The 17,031-nt window shown below is 33.0% G+C and carries 14 protein-coding genes and 1 riboswitch; of the genes, 13 read left to right on the forward strand and 1 reads right to left on the reverse strand.

Going from position 1 to position 17,031, the window contains the following annotated elements; genetic code table 11:
- From EQM05_RS02960 to groL, 3 genes are all read left to right on the forward strand, one after another.
- A complete protein-coding gene (locus EQM05_RS02960; protein WP_128748666.1) occupies positions 1 to 708 on the forward strand; it encodes a TVP38/TMEM64 family protein in 708 nt (235 codons plus the stop codon).
- A gap of 297 nt (positions 709 to 1,005) precedes the next feature.
- Complete coding sequence (locus EQM05_RS02965) at positions 1,006 to 1,293, forward strand: co-chaperone GroES (protein ID WP_128748667.1); 288 nt, start codon at positions 1,006 to 1,008, stop codon at positions 1,291 to 1,293.
- 33 nt (positions 1,294 to 1,326) lie between these two features.
- The gene (groL, locus tag EQM05_RS02970; RefSeq protein WP_128748668.1) at positions 1,327 to 2,961 is read left to right on the forward strand and encodes a chaperonin GroEL; all 1,635 of its coding nucleotides are present in this window, start codon (positions 1,327 to 1,329) and stop codon (positions 2,959 to 2,961) included.
- 63 nt (positions 2,962 to 3,024) lie between these two features.
- On the opposite strand, the gene EQM05_RS02975 is transcribed toward groL, so the two are convergent.
- Positions 3,025 to 3,882: a MurR/RpiR family transcriptional regulator gene (locus EQM05_RS02975; protein WP_128748669.1), complete on the reverse strand. Its 858-nt coding sequence runs from the start codon at positions 3,880 to 3,882 to the stop codon at positions 3,025 to 3,027.
- Between the two features lie 295 nt (positions 3,883 to 4,177).
- Between EQM05_RS02975 and EQM05_RS02980 the strand changes: the two genes are divergently transcribed.
- The 10 genes from EQM05_RS02980 to EQM05_RS03030 all read left to right on the forward strand — a co-directional run bounded on the left by EQM05_RS02980 (position 4,178) and on the right by EQM05_RS03030 (position 17,029).
- A complete protein-coding gene (locus EQM05_RS02980; protein ID WP_128748670.1) occupies positions 4,178 to 5,167 on the forward strand; it encodes a D-isomer specific 2-hydroxyacid dehydrogenase family protein in 990 nt (329 codons plus the stop codon).
- Positions 5,168 to 5,186: 19 nt separating this feature from the next.
- Positions 5,187 to 6,596, forward strand: coding sequence for an NADP-dependent phosphogluconate dehydrogenase (gene gndA, locus EQM05_RS02985; protein ID WP_128748671.1), 1,410 nt, complete (start codon positions 5,187 to 5,189; stop codon positions 6,594 to 6,596).
- Positions 6,597 to 6,776: 180 nt separating this feature from the next.
- On the forward strand, positions 6,777 to 7,553 hold the full coding sequence (locus EQM05_RS02990; protein WP_128748672.1) for a PTS sugar transporter subunit IIC: 777 nt from the start codon (positions 6,777 to 6,779) through the stop codon (positions 7,551 to 7,553).
- A 20-nt stretch (positions 7,554 to 7,573) separates the two neighbouring features.
- Positions 7,574 to 8,437: a PTS system mannose/fructose/sorbose family transporter subunit IID gene (locus EQM05_RS02995; protein WP_128748673.1), complete on the forward strand. Its 864-nt coding sequence runs from the start codon at positions 7,574 to 7,576 to the stop codon at positions 8,435 to 8,437.
- Positions 8,438 to 8,563: 126 nt separating this feature from the next.
- Positions 8,564 to 8,974 carry a PTS mannose transporter subunit IIAB gene (locus EQM05_RS03000; RefSeq protein WP_128748674.1) on the forward strand — a complete coding sequence of 137 codons (411 nt, stop codon included), beginning with the start codon at positions 8,564 to 8,566 and terminating at the stop codon, positions 8,972 to 8,974.
- A 9-nt stretch (positions 8,975 to 8,983) separates the two neighbouring features.
- Complete coding sequence (locus tag EQM05_RS03005) at positions 8,984 to 9,472, forward strand: PTS sugar transporter subunit IIB (protein WP_128748675.1); 489 nt, start codon at positions 8,984 to 8,986, stop codon at positions 9,470 to 9,472.
- A gap of 200 nt (positions 9,473 to 9,672) precedes the next feature.
- Positions 9,673 to 9,770: riboswitch (purine riboswitch) on the forward strand.
- Positions 9,771 to 9,864: 94 nt separating this feature from the next.
- Entirely contained in the window at positions 9,865 to 11,319 is a 1,455-nt protein-coding gene (guaB, locus tag EQM05_RS03010; RefSeq protein WP_128748676.1) for an IMP dehydrogenase, read from the forward strand.
- Positions 11,320 to 11,363: 44 nt separating this feature from the next.
- Entirely contained in the window at positions 11,364 to 12,896 is a 1,533-nt protein-coding gene (guaA, locus tag EQM05_RS03015; RefSeq protein WP_128748677.1) for a glutamine-hydrolyzing GMP synthase, read from the forward strand.
- Positions 12,897 to 13,258: 362 nt separating this feature from the next.
- Positions 13,259 to 13,567 (forward strand): transposase, encoded by a 309-nt coding sequence (locus EQM05_RS03020; RefSeq protein ID WP_128748678.1) that lies wholly within the window; start codon positions 13,259 to 13,261, stop codon positions 13,565 to 13,567.
- 279 nt (positions 13,568 to 13,846) lie between these two features.
- Complete coding sequence (locus EQM05_RS03030) at positions 13,847 to 17,029, forward strand: helicase-related protein (protein WP_243108109.1); 3,183 nt, start codon at positions 13,847 to 13,849, stop codon at positions 17,027 to 17,029.
- Positions 17,030 to 17,031 lie beyond the last annotated feature (2 nt).

The following is a 17,031-nucleotide window of genomic DNA, read 5'->3' on the forward strand; positions in this document are numbered from 1 at the left end:
ATGGGTAAAGAATTTAAAAATATTTTTGCTGTCATTAAAAAAAATAAAGTGAAAATTGTTTTATGCCTGCTTTTAATTTTTTCAGCCTATGTGGCTTTTCAGTATTTCAGTAAGTATTTTTATGAATTTAGAGATGAGGAAAAAGTCAAAACAATTATAATGTCTTACGGCAAGTATAGTGTGTTTGCTTTTTTGGCACTTCAATTCTTACAGGTAGCAGTGTTTTTTATACCTGGCGAAATAATACAGATTTCAGGGGGATATATATATGGCACATGGTATGGGGCATTAATATCAATAATAGGTATTTCACTAGGAAGCATATTTGCATATTCTATCTCTCATTATTTTGGGAAGCCTTTATTAAATAAGATAGTTCACAAAAAAAATATAAGTTTTTTTGATAAGGTAAGCAATTATGGCAAAATTGATTATGTAGTTTTTTTACTTTACTTAATCCCAGGTATTCCAAAGGACGCTCTGGCATATATATGCGGAGTATCTAAAATAAATTTAAAAAAATTTATTTGCTTATCTACATTGGGAAGAATACCTTGTGTTGTTGTTTCAGCATACTTTGGAGCAAATATTAATAATGGAAAGAATGGAATGCTTATTTTTATTTCAGTACTAATGTGCCTGCTATTCTTAGTAGGAATTTACAAGGGAGATAAAATAATAAAGGGCATGGTAAGGAAAGGAAAGTAGTATAAAATCCATAAAAGTTGTCAAAAGTATTTAAATAACCATGCTTTTATTAAAAGATATATCCTAATTTTTGAATTTATTTCATATGTAAAGAAATGATTAGTAAATTAGAGAGAAAATGAAATAATAATAGTTAATAAATTATACATGCAATTAATTAGGCTAAAACAGCCAAAAACAAGTTTGCTATTATAAAGTGTATTAATTATTATAATAGTTGTATTAGCACTCAATATTAGTGAGTGCTAACAATAAAGTGATTATTATTTTTAAATATATTTAAGGAGGGGTTTAAAAATGAAGATTAGACCACTTGGAGACAGATTAGTTATTAAGAAGCTTGAGGCATTGGAAACAACCAAAAGCGGCATAGTTTTACCAGGAGCTGCTAAGGAAAAACCTCAGGTTGCTGAAGTTGTTGCAGTTGGACCAGGAGGAAATGTAGATGGTAAGGAAATAAAAATGGAGTTAAAAGTAGGAGAAAAAGTATTATTCTCAAAATATTCAGGTGATGAAGTTAAAGTTGATGGAGAAGAATACACTATCTTAAAACAAGAAAATATACTAGCAGTAATTGAAGATTAATTAAAAGTTATGTTTTAACGAGGAGGGTTTAAAATGGCAAAAAGTATTTTATTTGGTGAAGAAGTAAGAAGATCTATGCAAAATGGTGTAGATAAACTTGCTAATACTGTAAAAGTAACATTAGGACCTAAAGGAAGAAATGTAGTTTTAGATAAAAAATTTGGTGCACCACTTATTACTAATGATGGTGTCACAATAGCTAAAGAAATTGAGCTTGAGGATCCATATGAAAATATGGGAGCACAGCTTGTTAAAGAAGTTGCAACAAAGACAAATGATGTTGCCGGAGATGGTACTACTACAGCTACATTGCTTGCACAGGCAATAATAAGAGAAGGTTTAAAGAATGTAACAGCTGGAGCAAATCCAATGCTTGTTAGACAGGGAATAAGATTAGCTGTAAATAAAGCAGTTGAAGGAATACTTAAAATTTCAAAACCTGTTGATGGTAAGGAAGATATTGCAAGAGTTGCTTCAATATCAGCTTCTGATGAGGAAATTGGCAAGCTTATTGCAGATGCTATGGAGAAGGTTGGCAATGAGGGAGTTATCACTGTTGAAGAATCAAAAACTATGGGAACAGAATTAGACGTAGTAGAAGGAATGCAGTTTGACAGAGGTTACTTAAGCCCATATATGGTTACTGACTCAGAGAAAATGGAAGCTTCTCTGGAAGATGCATATATTTTAATTACAGATAAAAAGATTTCAAATATTCAGGACATATTACCATTACTTGAACAGATTGTTCAGCAGGGCAGAAAGCTGTTAATAATAGCTGATGATATTGAAGGAGAAGCATTAGCTACATTAGTTGTTAATAAACTAAGAGGAACATTTACATGTGTAGCTGTAAAAGCACCAGGCTTTGGTGACAGAAGAAAAGAAATGCTTCAGGATATTGCTATATTAACAGGTGGAGAAGTAATTTCAGAAGAATTAGGAAGAGATTTAAAGGATACTAAAATAGATATGTTAGGCAGAGCAGAAAGTGTTAAAATCACAAAGGAAAATACTACAATAGTAAATGGCAGAGGTGATAAAACACAAATACATGAAAGAGTATCTCAGATAAAAAGACAAATTGAGGAAACAACATCAGATTTTGATAAAGAAAAACTTCAGGAAAGATTGGCTAAATTAGCTGGTGGTGTTGCTGTAGTTAAAGTAGGTGCAGCTACTGAAACAGAGCTTAAAGAAAGAAAATTAAGAATAGAAGATGCTCTGGCAGCTACAAAAGCAGCTGTTGAAGAAGGAATAGTTCCAGGAGGCGGAACTGCTTTCATCAACGTAATTCCAGAGGTAGCAAAATTAACTTCTGAAAATCCAGATGTTAAAGTTGGTATTGATATAATAAGAAAAGCTCTTGAAGAACCAGTTAGACAAATTGCATGTAATTCTGGAGCTGAAGGCTCAGTAATAATAGAAAAAGTTATGGCCAGCGAACCAGGAATTGGTTACGATGCTTTAAATGATAAATATGTTAATATGATAAAGACCGGTATTGTTGATCCAACAAAGGTTACAAGATCAGCACTACAAAATGCATCCTCAGTTGCATCAACATTCTTAACAACTGAAGCTGCAGTTGCAGATATACCTGAAAAAAATGCTAACCCAGCTCCAGCTGCTCCAGGAATGGGAATGGATGGCGGCGGAATGTATTAATAAAAATAGCTCTCGAGAAATCGGGAGCTATTTTTATGTGCTTTATAAAACTTACTGTAAATATTACATTCTTGTATATGCAATTGCTTTTCTCATCCTCTGAGTGGCTGCATGGGTTAATTCCTTTCTTTTCAAAACAACGCTCATATATATACAGTCAATTATAGTCAAGTGAGCAATTCTGGAGGCAAAGGCTTCAAATTGATGACCTGTCTCTTGAGAAATAGCATTAAGAGTTATATCTGCTTTTTCACCCACTGGAGACTTTGAAAAAGAAGTTATTGCAATGGTTTTTACACCATTTTCTTTAGCTATATTCAACAGATTTATCATATTCAAGTTTGATCCAGAATGGGAAATGATTACTACTGCATCCTTATTTGTGAGCTGGGCAATTGACATAAGCTGTAAATGATTATCTGTATAAACTGAAACTTTAAGGCCAGTTCTCAAAAATTTATGATGTGCATCCATAGCAACTATTCCAGACCCGCCATTGCCGTAAAATACTATTTGATCTGCTGCCAAAATAGTATCTGCTGCTTTTTCGATGAGGGCTGGATCTACTGAAAGCAGTGTATCATTTAAAGCTGTAATATTTGCCTTAAATACCTTGCTTACTATAGTTTGTTCATCATCATTTTCATTTATTTGTTCATTTGCATAATTATTATCAAGCACTTCTGTTAATTCTGTGGCTAAAGTAATTTTAAGTTCCTGAAATCCTTTTAAATTAATTTTTTTACAAAAACGAAAAATAGTAGCATCAGATACCTGAAGTTTTTCTGCTACCTGGCTTATTGTTGAATAAATAAGATCCTTAGTATTATTCAAAATATAATCTGCAATTTTTTTTTCTGTTTCGTTAAATGTATTGTACTGAGATTTAATTTGAAGAATTTGATTTAGAGCAGGTTCCATTACATCACCCTCTTATAAATGTATTATCAGATTATAATTATATACGAGAAAATTATTTTATGCAATATATAAGGAAATGAAAAAAATATACATTATAAATCATAGTAGTGAATAATGTTTTAAAAAAGCATTATTTATTTTTTAACAATTGTTGAAAAAAATTTTCAAATGATATATACTTAAGAAAGTAAATTTATTTTACAAAGTAAAAATTTATGAAAACTATTTTCAAAACTAATATTTTAATTGATAACGATATCAAGAATATATAAATTATTAAAAAAGGAGGAACAAAATGAGTACAAAGATAGCTATTGTAAATTCCAGCAGTTTTGGCAGGGTTTTTCCAGAACATATTGAAAAATTAAAAAAGCTAGGACAAGTAGACAGATTTAATCTTCCAAAGGATATTGGAGGAAAGGCCCTGGCTGAAAAACTTATGGGGTATTCAGTAATAATCGCCAGTGTTACCGCACTATACAACAAAGAATTTTTTGAAAAAAAAGATAAAACTTTATTAATTTCCAGGCATGGAATTGGCTACAATAATATAGATGTTCCAGCTGCTACAGCAAAAGGTACTTTTATTACAAAGGTTGATGCACCTGTAGAGAGAGAAGCAGTAGCTGAAAATGCTATATCACTTTTAATGACTGTTTTAAGACAGATAGTACCTGCATCACTTAAAGTTAAAGAAGGCAAATGGGCTGAAAGAGCAAAGTTCATGGGATGCGAAATAAAGGGAAAGACTGCAGGTATAATTGGTCTTGGCAATATTGGAAGCAGAGTTGGAGAGATATTAAAGTATGGTTTTAATGCTGATATTGCTGCATATGATCCAAATCTTTCTGATGAAGAAATAAGAAAAAAGGGAGCAGAACCTGTATCTCTTGAACAGCTTCTTAAAAGGTCAGATATAATTTCTTTAAATGCTTCTATTAATGACACAAGCTATCATATTATCTCTGAAAAAGAATTTTCTCTTATGAAGAAAGGGGTCTACATTGTAAACACTGCAAGAGGAGAGCTGATGGAGCAAAACAGCTTATTGAAGGCATTAGATAAAGGCATTATAGCAGGGATGGGTATTGATGTAGTTGAAGGTGAACCAATAGATGAACATCATCCTTTGTTAAGTTATAAAAATGTAGTTGTTACACCGCATACTTCAGCATATACCTATGAGTGCTTAAAGGGTATGGGAGATAAAGTAGTAGATAATGTTGAAAAGGTTCTAATAGGAGAAAAACCAGATAATGTTATTAATAGTGAATTACTAAAATAAGTTTTGTGGAGGCAAAAAAATGAAAGATATTGGATTAATTGGATTAGGAGTAATGGGAAAGAGTCTTGTTTTAAATATAGAAGATAAAGGCTATAAAGTAGCAGCTTATAATTATACTCCAGAGGAAACTAGAAATTTAATGGATAATGAGGGAAAGGGGAAAAATATATCAGCCTTTTATGATCTTAAATCATTTGTAAATTCATTAAGTAAGCCAAGAAAAGTTTTTTTAATGATAACTGCTGGTAAACCAATAGACAGTATGATTGAAAAACTTATTCCTCTTCTTGATAAAGGCGATATTATCATGGATGGAGGAAATTCATATTTTGGTGATACAACCAGAAGATTTAATGAATTAAAGGAAAAAGGCATACGATATCTTGGTGTAGGTGTTTCAGGGGGAGAAGCTGGAGCTCTTAATGGACCTTCACTAATGCCTGGAGGCTCAATAGAGGCTTATGAATTAGTTAAAGATATTTTAATTAAAATTTCTGCACGGACAGAAGATGGACCTTGCTGCACATATATTGGAGATGGTTCTGCAGGCCACTTTGTAAAAATGCTTCACAATGGTATAGAATATGCCATGATGCAGGCTATTTCAGAGACTTATGACATAATGCGTAAAGCATTAAAACTTTCCTCAGATGAAATTGGAGACATTTTTGAACATTGGAACTCCAAGGAATTAAATTCATTTTTAATGGATATCTCATATAAAATTATGAAGCATAAAGATGAAAAAACAAAAAAACCATTAGTTGAGTTAGTTCTAGATAAGGCAGGTCAGAAGGGAACCGGGAAATGGACTGCACAGACATCACTTGACCTGGGCATTCCCACACCTTCATTAACTGCAGCTGTACAGGGAAGGGTTTTATCTTATTTTAAAGAATATAGAAAAAGTTTATCTGAAAATGTTGATAAAAAGTATTCTGATATTTCATATGATAAAAATAAAATTGTAGAAGAATTAAAAAATTCATTATTGTTCTCAAGTTTTATAATATTTTCACAGGGCCTATGGCTTATAGCAGAAGCTTCAAAAGTTTATGATTATAACATCGACCTTTCTGAGGTGCTTAAAATATGGAAGGGAGGATGCATAATCAGATCAAAAATGTTAGATTCTTTTAGAAAAATAATTGATGAAGACAGTAAAAATGTAAATCTTTTAAATAATAAAAAATCATTAGAATTTCTTACTGAAAAACTTGATTCAATAAAGGATGTAACTTCTATTGCGGCAGACTTTTATATACCTGCCATAGTCCTTAATTCATCAATGGATTATTTCTATGGAATGACTGAAGAAAACCTTCCTGCAAATCTTATTCAGGCACAGAGAGATTGTTTTGGTGCTCATACTTATGAGAGAATTGACGAAGGAGGGGTTTTCCATACCGCAAATTGGGATAAGTATTAATTTAACAATGGAATAAATTTGTGTAAATGATAAAAACTTTGGAATAATACTATAAATAAAAGGCACAATATTAAGTTGAAAAGAAAGGGGAATCGGGGAAATTAATTTAAAATTATCATTACACAAATATTATTTAAATATAAAAATTAATTAATGAAATATTAAAGGAGGATTCATAATATGGGACAAGCTAGTTTAAGTGTAGCCCAAGCGCTGATAATTGCCATTTGGGTTGCCTTAGTTGAATCACGTTCTCTTGGTTATGCAACATTAAACCTTAGGTTCAGCCCTTTGATGACTGGTTTGGTAGTAGGTGTCGTTATGGGAGATGTTCCTAAAGCAATGATTATTACGGCTGCAATACAAATGATTTATATGGGCATGATTGCTCCAGGTGGTGCTATGCCTAGTGAGCCAGCAGTTGCTACTGCTATTGCAGTACCAGTTGCAATATTGGCAGGATTGAAACCCACAGCAGCAATTGCAGTTGCAGTGCCAGTTGGTTTGCTTGGAAATTATCTATATCAGGTTAGATTTTTACTGAACACATTTGTTATTCGTCTGACAGACAAATATGCAGCTGAAACCAACGATAAAGGATTGACATTATCCATAATAATAATACCAATAATTATAAGCTTTGCTCTATTTGTACCTTCAGTTTTTATAGCTCTTTATTATGGAGCTCCAGTAATAGCCAGCTTTACAACTTCACTTTCAGGAAGTGTTTTATTCCATGTTTTGGATGTAGTAGGCGGAGGACTTGCAGCTTTAGGTATTGCTTTAATTCTTAAAGTTATAGGTAAAAAACAGTATCTGGTTTTCTTCATGCTTGCATACTTTATGGCAGTTATGTTAAAGTCCCTTAAAATTAACACTGTTACATTTGCAGTTGTTGGAGTAATAGTGGCATACTTATTTACTTTAGTAACCAGCAGTAAAGAATCTGAAGCATGATATAAGGAGGGAAGATTAAAATGAGTGATGAAAAAATAGTAAAAAGAGAGGAACCTGAAAAAATAACATCAAAGGACCTGAACAAGAGCTGGTTTAGATGGTGGTATGCAAATGAAATTCCTCACACATATGACAGAATGTTAGCACCTTCTTTTTTATGGGCTATGACACCTACTTTAAGAAAACTTTATAAAAACAAAGATGATCTACAGGAAGCCTATAAAAGACATACACAATTTTTTAATACTCAGGCTCAATGGGGTGGTGGAACTATCCTTGGTATAACAACATCCTTGGAGGAAGCCAGAGCAAAGGCTTTAGCAGAGGGAAAAGAGGAGGAAGCAGTTACACCAGAAGTTATAAATAGTACAAAGATAGGATTAATGGGACCTTTGGCTGGTATTGGAGATGCAATTGACTCAGGTACAGTTCAATATATATTTATAGCAATTGCTTTACCATGGGCTCAGGCAGGCAATGCTATGGGTGCATTATTCCCATGGATTGCATTTACACTTGTAACATTCCTATACGGGAACTACTTTACAAAACTTGGCTATAGACTTGGACGTACAGCTGCAGCAGAAATTATAGGCGGCAAGAATATGAAAAAGATAATTAGCGGATTATCTATTCTGGGTTTGTTTATGATGGGAATTTTGGCAGCTTCTTATGTTAAGGTTAATAGTTCATTAGTTTGGACAATTTCAGGGAAAAAGTTTGCACTTCAAGGTATTCTTGACTCCATACTGCCAGGTATATTACCACTTGTTACTGTATTAGGAGTTTATGCTTACTTTGATAAGAAAGGCTTAAAGATAACAAAAGCACTTGTAGGCTTATCGATAATCTTAGCAGCTCTTGCTTTTCTGGGAATTCTATAATAAAGAATAACTGAACACATTTTAAATTATGGAGTGTCTCTCTTTCTTCCAGCTAATCATTAGTAGAAGGAGAGACATTCAATCCATACATAAGATAAAAAGTATATAAAGAGAGGGTGTAATTAAATGAATAAAAAAGCCGCACTAATAATTACTCATGGTGGTTTTGGTAAAGAGCTATTAAAAAGTGTTGAAATGATTATGGGAGAACAGGAAAATGTAAAAGCACTAGGACTTAGTTTAGGCGAAAGCGTAGATGATCTAAGGAGCACTGCAGATAATATTGTGGTTGAAAATCAAAAAGCTGGTCTGGATACAATTATACTTGTGGATATATTGGGTGGCAGCCCATCAAATGTAGCCTTATATTTGCTAAAAAAGTACAAGAGCATTAAACTTATAACAGGAGTCAATATGCTTATGCTTATAGAGTTCTTTCAATCCAGAGATTCTAATGGATTGGATGAATTGATCCAGCTCATGATTAATTCAGCTTCAGATGGAATAAAAAAGTTTGAGAATAATATGGAAGGATAGTGATTATTAATGGGTGAAGTTGTATTAGCAAGAATAGACGACAGACTTATTCATGGACAGGTTATGACAAAATGGTCAAAAGGAGCGGGAACAAATGCATTATTTGTAGTGGATAATGCCACGGCAGGTGATCCATTTATGAAAGATATTTATATGATGTCAACTGCAAATTCAGGAATGAATATTAAGGTATTTAGTAATGATGAAGTAGTAGAATATTGGAACAGTACAAATTTTGAAAAGAATAAAGCAATAGTTTTATTTAAAACAATTGATGCAGTAAAGGAAGTTATTGATAAAGGGCTTCCTATAAAAAGGCTGAATCTTGGCGGAATTGCAAAGAAAAGTGATTCTAAATTTGTAATCCCAAATGTAGCTGTTAAAAAAGAAGATTTTGATATATTAAAAGAAATTGAAGATAAAGGTATAGAAGTATTTTTCCAGGTAGTACCTGACAGTAAATCTGTGTCACTGAAGGATGCTATAAAAAACTATTAACAAATGTGTAAATTGTTATAAAATACTGTTTAAAATAGTTAAAAAGTAAACTAGGAATAACTTAATGTAAGTTTTTTCTAGTTTTTTAACTTTATTCATATTTAAATTTACTATATAAATATTTTTCTTAAAAATGCAGCAAAACATTTGACAAAAGTAGAAATGTTGAATAAAATAATGTAAAAAGCTGTTGTATAAAAATTATAATTACAGATTTAACTCATATATACCCTGAATATGGCAGGGAGTATCTACCGGGAGCCTTAAATTTCCGACTATGGGTGAAAATAAGTGTGTATCTTTAAAATGTACATGCTAGTTTCACTCTTTTTGAAGCTAGCATTTTTTTTATTTTAAACGCAAATAATATAATATTAAAGGGAGTTGATTTTATGGCAGTAATATTAAAGCAGGCATATACTTTTGATGACGTTTTACTTGTACCTAATAAATCAGAAATATTACCAAGAGACGTAAAATTAGAAACAAACTTAACTAAAAAAATAAAGTTAAATATACCTCTGATGAGTGCAAGCATGGATACTGTAACTGAATCTAAAATGGCCATTGCCATGGCAAGAGAAGGCGGAATTGGAATTATACATAAAAATATGTCTATAGAACAGCAGGCTGCAGAAGTAGACAGGGTAAAAAGACAAGAAAATGGTGTTATTACGGATCCTTTTTCATTGGCACCTGATAATACAATTAATGATGCATTAAATTTAATGAGTAAATATAGAATATCAGGAGTTCCAATTACCACAAATGGCAAACTGGTAGGCATAATCACTAATAGAGACATATTATTTGAAACTGACTATGAAAGAAAAATTGATGAAGTAATGACCAAAGAAAATCTCATTACAGCAGAAGAAAATACAAGTGTGGAAAATGCTAAGGAAATTTTAAAGAAGCACAGAATTGAGAAACTGCCTTTAGTAGATAAGGAATATAATCTTAAAGGATTAATAACAATAAAAGATATTGAAAAGATAAAGAGATTCCCTAATTCTGCTAAGGATTCAAGAGGAAGACTGCTATGCGGAGCTGCAGTAGGTGTTACTAATGATATGATGGAAAGAGTAGATGCACTGGTAAAGGCTCAAGTAGATGTAATTACTGTAGATACAGCACATGGTCACTCTAAAGGTGTGTTAGAAGCTGTAAAAAAGATAAAAAGCAAGTATCCTGATTTGCAGATAATAGCAGGAAATGTGGCAACTGCAGAAGCTGTTAAAGATTTAGTAGATGCCGGAGCAGATTGTGTTAAAGTTGGTATAGGACCTGGATCAATATGTACAACAAGAGTTGTGTCAGGAGTAGGAGTACCTCAGCTTACAGCAGTTATGGATTGTGTAGAGGAAGCTAATAAATATGGAGTACCTATTATTGCAGATGGAGGAATAAAGTATTCTGGAGACATAGTAAAGGCACTGGCAGCTGGAGCAAGTGTTTGTATGATGGGGTCTTTATTAGCAGGCTGTGACGAAGCTCCTGGTGAAACGGAAATCTACCAGGGAAGAAGCTATAAAGTATACAGAGGAATGGGTTCTTTAGCTGCTATGGCTTGTGGAAGCAAGGACAGATATTTTCAGGAAGGTAATAAGAAACTAGTACCAGAAGGTGTTGAAGGAAGAGTTCCTTATAAGGGCTATGTATCAGATACTTTATTTCAGCTGCTTGGAGGAATTCGTTCTGGTATGGGATATTTAGGCGCAGGTACATTAACTCAGCTATTTGAAACATCTAGATTTGTTCTTCAAACTTCAGCTGGGCTTAGAGAAAGTCATCCTCATGATATTTCAATAACAAAAGAAGCTCCAAACTACAGCGTAAGTCAGTAAGATAATAGGCTTTACCTTAATAATAATATAAAAAGGAGACAAGTATGAGAAAAGAATTGGTTCTTGTAGTTGATTTTGGAGGTCAGTATAATCAGCTCATAGCTAGAAGGGTAAGAGAAAATAATGTTTACTGTGAAATAGTTCCATATAATTATTCCATAGAAAAAATCAAAGAAAAGAATCCTAAAGGTATAATATTTACCGGCGGGCCTAATAGTGTGTATGGAGAAGGCGCTCCAAGAATTGATAAGGAATTATTTAATTTAGGAATACCAATGCTGGGGATTTGCTATGGACAGCAGTTAATCTCATTTACCCTGGGAGGAGAAGTTGAAAGTGCAGAGGTAAGAGAGTACGGAAAAACTGCCATTAATTTAGATAATGAAAATCCTTTATTTAAAGGCATAGAGAAAAATAACAGCTGCTGGATGAGCCATACTGACTTTGTAAAAACTGCCCCAAAAGGATTTAAAGTAATAGCTGTCACAAATCAATGCCCAGTTGCAGCAATGGAAAATTCAGAAAAGAAAATTTATGGCGTACAATTTCATCCTGAGGTGGAACATACTCCATTTGGCAGAAAAATGATTTCTAATTTCCTATTTAACGTATGTGAGTTAAAGGGAGATTGGTCAATGTCTTCCTTTGCAGAAGAAAAAATTTCATATATAAAAAATCTGGTTGGTGATAAAAAGGTTATTTGTGCTTTATCTGGAGGAGTAGATTCCTCAGTTGCAGCTGTGCTTGTACATAAAGCAGTAGGAAAACAGCTGACATGCATATTTGTAGATCACGGTTTACTTAGAAAGGATGAAGGGGACCAGGTAGAATCCATATTTAAAAAACAGTTTGATATGAATTTAATCAGAGTCAATGCAAAGGACAGATTTTTAGGAAAGCTCAAAGGAGTAAGCGACCCCGAAAGAAAAAGAAAAATAATTGGAGAAGAATTTATCAGGGTATTTGAGGAAGAATCTAAAAAACTTGGAGATATAGCTTTTCTTGTTCAGGGAACCATATATCCAGATGTAGTGGAAAGCGGAACTAATACCTCTGCTACAATTAAAAGCCATCATAATGTGGGCGGACTTCCAGAAGACATGGATTTTAAACTTATTGAACCACTTAGAGAATTATTTAAGGATGAGGTAAGAGCTGTTGGAGAAGGACTGGGTATTCCCCACAGTTTAGTATGGAGGCAGCCATTCCCGGGACCAGGCTTAGCCATAAGAGTCCTAGGAGAAATAACTGAAGAAAAATTATTTATAACCAGAGAAGCAGATGCAATATTCAGAGAAGAAATTGCAAATGCTAATCTAGAAGGTAAGATATGGCAGTACTTTGCATGTTTACCTAATATACAGTCAGTTGGTGTTATGGGAGATGAAAGAACTTACTGTCACACAGTAGCCTTAAGGGCTGTAACTTCCTCAGACGGAATGACTTCTGACTGGGCTAAAATACCTTACGAAGTACTTGACAAGGTATCCAGAAGAATAGTCAACGAAGTTAAAGGAGTAAACAGAATAGTCTATGACATAACATCTAAGCCGCCAGCAACTATTGAGTGGGAATAGAATAAGTTTGTGATAAATCAAGTGTTTATAGTAATTTGATATGCTAAGGTTTCTGCAAAGCAGGTTTTGATTTTAGGTGAGTTTTCCCTATGTCAAAGCCTGCTTTATTTTTTTGACTGCCTTGTAACTCAAGTTTAATACTTTAGGAGGGTTACAAAGATGGTTAAAGCAAAATCAAAAGGTTATAAATTAGGGGTGGTTAATAAGCAAGGGATGTTATTCAAGGACTTATGTGAGATGTATTTTAAAAGGTGCGAAGCAAATGGTTTATCACATTCATACCTCTTAAGCCCCTTAATTGATTTGGACAATCCACGAACCTTTAGCTAAAATAATATTAGAAGCTTAAGGAGGAAGAATTAATGAAAGGTAGCTGTTATTCAAAAGAGATTAAGGAGCAGGTGTTAAAAGAAGTAGGCGAAACGGGTAACATGACGTTGGTTGCAAGAAATCATAATATACCATCTACAACCATTAATACATGGGTAAAAAAGAAAAAGGATGCTGCTAAAGCTGGCTTTGCCAGGGGCCCAAAATCAAGTAACTTTAATTCAATTAATTCTAATAAAGAAATAGAAAAAGAAAATGATTTATTGAAAAAAACGCTTGGTGAAAAAGACCTTGAAATAGCAATTTTAAAGGACTTATTAAAAAAAAAGAGCTTTCTATAGATGATAGATTTCAGGTAGCCAGGCATTATATAAGGCAAGGTTATAAAATTACCCACGATTTGATGAGAGGATACAACCTGATTATTAATCACAAGAAGGTGTACAGGCTGTGTAAAGAACTCAATATACTCAAGAAACGATGCAGTTGGTAATATTTACAATATATGTGCGATGTATTGAATGTTTTCGTCAAAACGAATAATATATTATTATATACACCCAAAAGTAGAGGTGCATTAATATGATTGAATATATAACTACTTATGAAGCAGCGGAAAAATGGGGGTATTGACTGTGGGCGGCATTATTAATTCAAATGAACAGATTATTAATAAAGTAAATAGTATACTTTCTAATAAGAAAAGCAGCCAAGTAAATATTATTAATGACAAATTAACTCTTTCTGTCTTTTCAGAGTTAAAGGAGAATATGAGCAAGGTAAAGGATATTAACCTTATAATCAGAGATTCCTCTTATATTCCTTCAGGGAGAGAAGTATCCAGAGAATTTGAGATAAGTCGTACAGTCAATGATATGATCTTCAACTCCTATGACATTATTGAAAAGAATAAGTTAAACCATTTAAATAAGGCAAGGAGCATGCATGAGTTTATAGAAAATCATGTAAATGTAAAAAGGGTAAGAAATAAAGCCGTTGTGAAGAGCAATTTAATGCTTATTGATAGCGACTATGCGGTGTTTGGAGATTCATCTTTAGAAATAACGAAAAAGGCTCTAACTGGATTATTTAAAACTATTAATTTTAATGTAGAGCTTACAGATAAGGAACAAGTTGAACAGCTATCAAGGAACTTTGAACTGCTTTGGAATAGTAAAGAATATACAAAGGATTTCAAAAAACAGCTGCTTGAAAGTTTGAACTTTATATATAAGGAATATGGTCCAGAATTTATATATTTCTTTACACTAAATGAATTCTTTGGGGATAATCTTGATTCAGATATTGAAAAGTTTGAAAATGACCGCATAGGTTTTAAAGATACTGAAATTTGGAGTAGCCTTTTTAAGTTTCAGAAGGATGCGGTGGTTTCTGCTATTAGAAAGATTGAAAAATATAATGGGTGCATAATAGCAGACAGTGTGGGTCTTGGTAAAACCTTTGAGGCTCTTGCTGTTATAAAATACTATGAATTAAGACAGCATAAGGTATTAGTACTGACCCCTGCAAAGCTTTATGATAACTGGGAATCCTTTAGAAATTCTTATATAGATAATAGGTTTGTCAGAGATAGATTTGCTTTTGATATAGTATGCCATACTGATTTATCAAGACAGTCAGGAAGGTCACGCAGTGGCCTTGACTTATCACGTATAAATTGGGGCAATTATGATTTGCTGGTTATTGATGAATCTCATAACTTTAGAAATAGGAATGAAAACCCCGAAAAGCTTACAAGGTACGGTAGACTAATTAATGAAATAGTAAAGAAAGGTGTTAAAACCAAGGCTTTAATGCTATCAGCCACCCCTGTTAACAATTCACTCACAGACCTCAAAAATCAGTTAAGTGTTATAAATATTGATGATGATAAAGCTTTTAAAGAAGAGGGAATTCAAAGTATTGATGGGGTTTTAAGAAAGGCTCAAAGAGAGATAAATGAGTGGATGAAAGAAAGTAACAGAAGCAAAAATGCCCTGCTTGACAGGTTACCATCTGAATTTTTTAAGCTGCTTGAAATGATTACAATATCAAGAAGTAGAAAACATATAACACAATATTATGGAAATGATAATGTAGGAAAGTTTCCGGATAAGCTTCCTCAAAAAACTTTTAATCCGGAAATCGACAGCAAGGGGAATCTTTTAAAATTCAAAGAAACAAATGAAGTCCTTGAGAAATTAAAACTTGCAGTATATTCACCTATGTCATATATTAAACCGCAATATAAGGAATATTATAGGGAAAAATATCAAACGGTTTACGGAGACAGGGTAATCTTTTATCATGAACAGAGAGAGCTTATAACAGCTACATTACATCGCTTTAATTTATTTAAGCGCCTTGAAAGCTCTGTTTATTCTTTTGGAGAGACCATAAGAAGGCTTATGGAGAGAATAGATAATTATATTAATGTGATAACTAAAGAGTCAGAACAGAAATTGAATCTTGAAGTAGATGATATAGATGATGAAGATGAAGTTACACTTGATTATAAATATGAGATAAATGTTAAGCATTTGATGAGTCAAAATTTTCTTGAAGATTTGCTCTACGATAAAGAAATACTAAAAGATATTATGAAAGAGGTTAAGGAAATACTTGAAAATGATAGGGATGAAAAATTAAGAACCCTTGAGGATGCTATAATTAATAAAATAATATCTACTCCTTATAATCCTGGAAATAGAAAGATATTAATATTTACAGCCTTTTCAGACACAGCAAACTATATTTATGAATCAATAGCAGACGAGCTTAAAAGACATAGAATTAATACGGCATGTATTACAGGTTCCGGAGAGCCCAAAACTACATTAAGCGGAATAAAAAAGGAATTTAATACAGTACTTAAACATTTTTCACCTAAGTCCAAGATTGGTAAAGAACTTCCAAAGGAAATGCAAATTGATGTGGTTGTAGCAACAGATTGTATTTCTGAAGGACAGAACCTCCAGGATGCAGACTGCGTAATTAACTACGATATACAATGGAATCCGGTTGTGTTAATTCAAAGGTTTGGAAGAATTGATAGAATAGGAAGCAAAAACGACAAGATAGCTATGATAAACTTCTTCCCTAATATGGAGCTTAATGAGTATCTGCAGCTGGAGAAACGGGTTAAAGGTAAAATGATGGCAGCAAATCTTTCATCAACAGGGGATGAGGATATACTTTCACCTGAAATGAATGACTTTGTGTTTAGAAAGAAACAGCTTGAAAGACTTAAAAATGAGGTTGTAGATATAGAAGATTTAAATGATAATATATCCCTTACAGACTTGAATATGAACGATTATCTTTATGAACTTGCTGGCTTTGTAAAGCAAAACTCTGATATAAAAAGGGTACCAAGAGGAGTTTATTCTGTAGCTCAGGGAGATAAAAAGGGATGCATCTTCTGTTTTAAGCATTTAAAGGATGAAGCAAAACCTAAGAGTGAAAGCTCACTGTATCCATACTATCTTATGTATGTATTAGAGGATGGAGAAATTTATTTTGGAAACAGCAGTGCCAGGGAAACACTAAAGGAGTTTAGAAAGCTTACCTATGGTAAGATAGAACCTGATAGATTGCTTTTTGAAAGATTCAATAAGAGAACAAAAAATGCGGCAGATATGAGTGCTTATTCAAAGTTGCTTAATAAAGCAATATCAGAAATATTGGGAGAAGAGGATAAAAAGGCACAGCAGAGTATTTTTGACTTTGGAGGATATGAAAACAGCTTTGAAAATGTTAGCAGTGACGATTTTGAGTTAGTATCCTTTCTCGTTGTAGAGTAGGA

Origin of the sequence: Clostridium sp. JN-9 (genome assembly GCF_004103695.1) — a bacterium.
Taxonomy (GTDB): Bacteria; Bacillota; Clostridia; order Clostridiales; family Clostridiaceae; genus JN-9.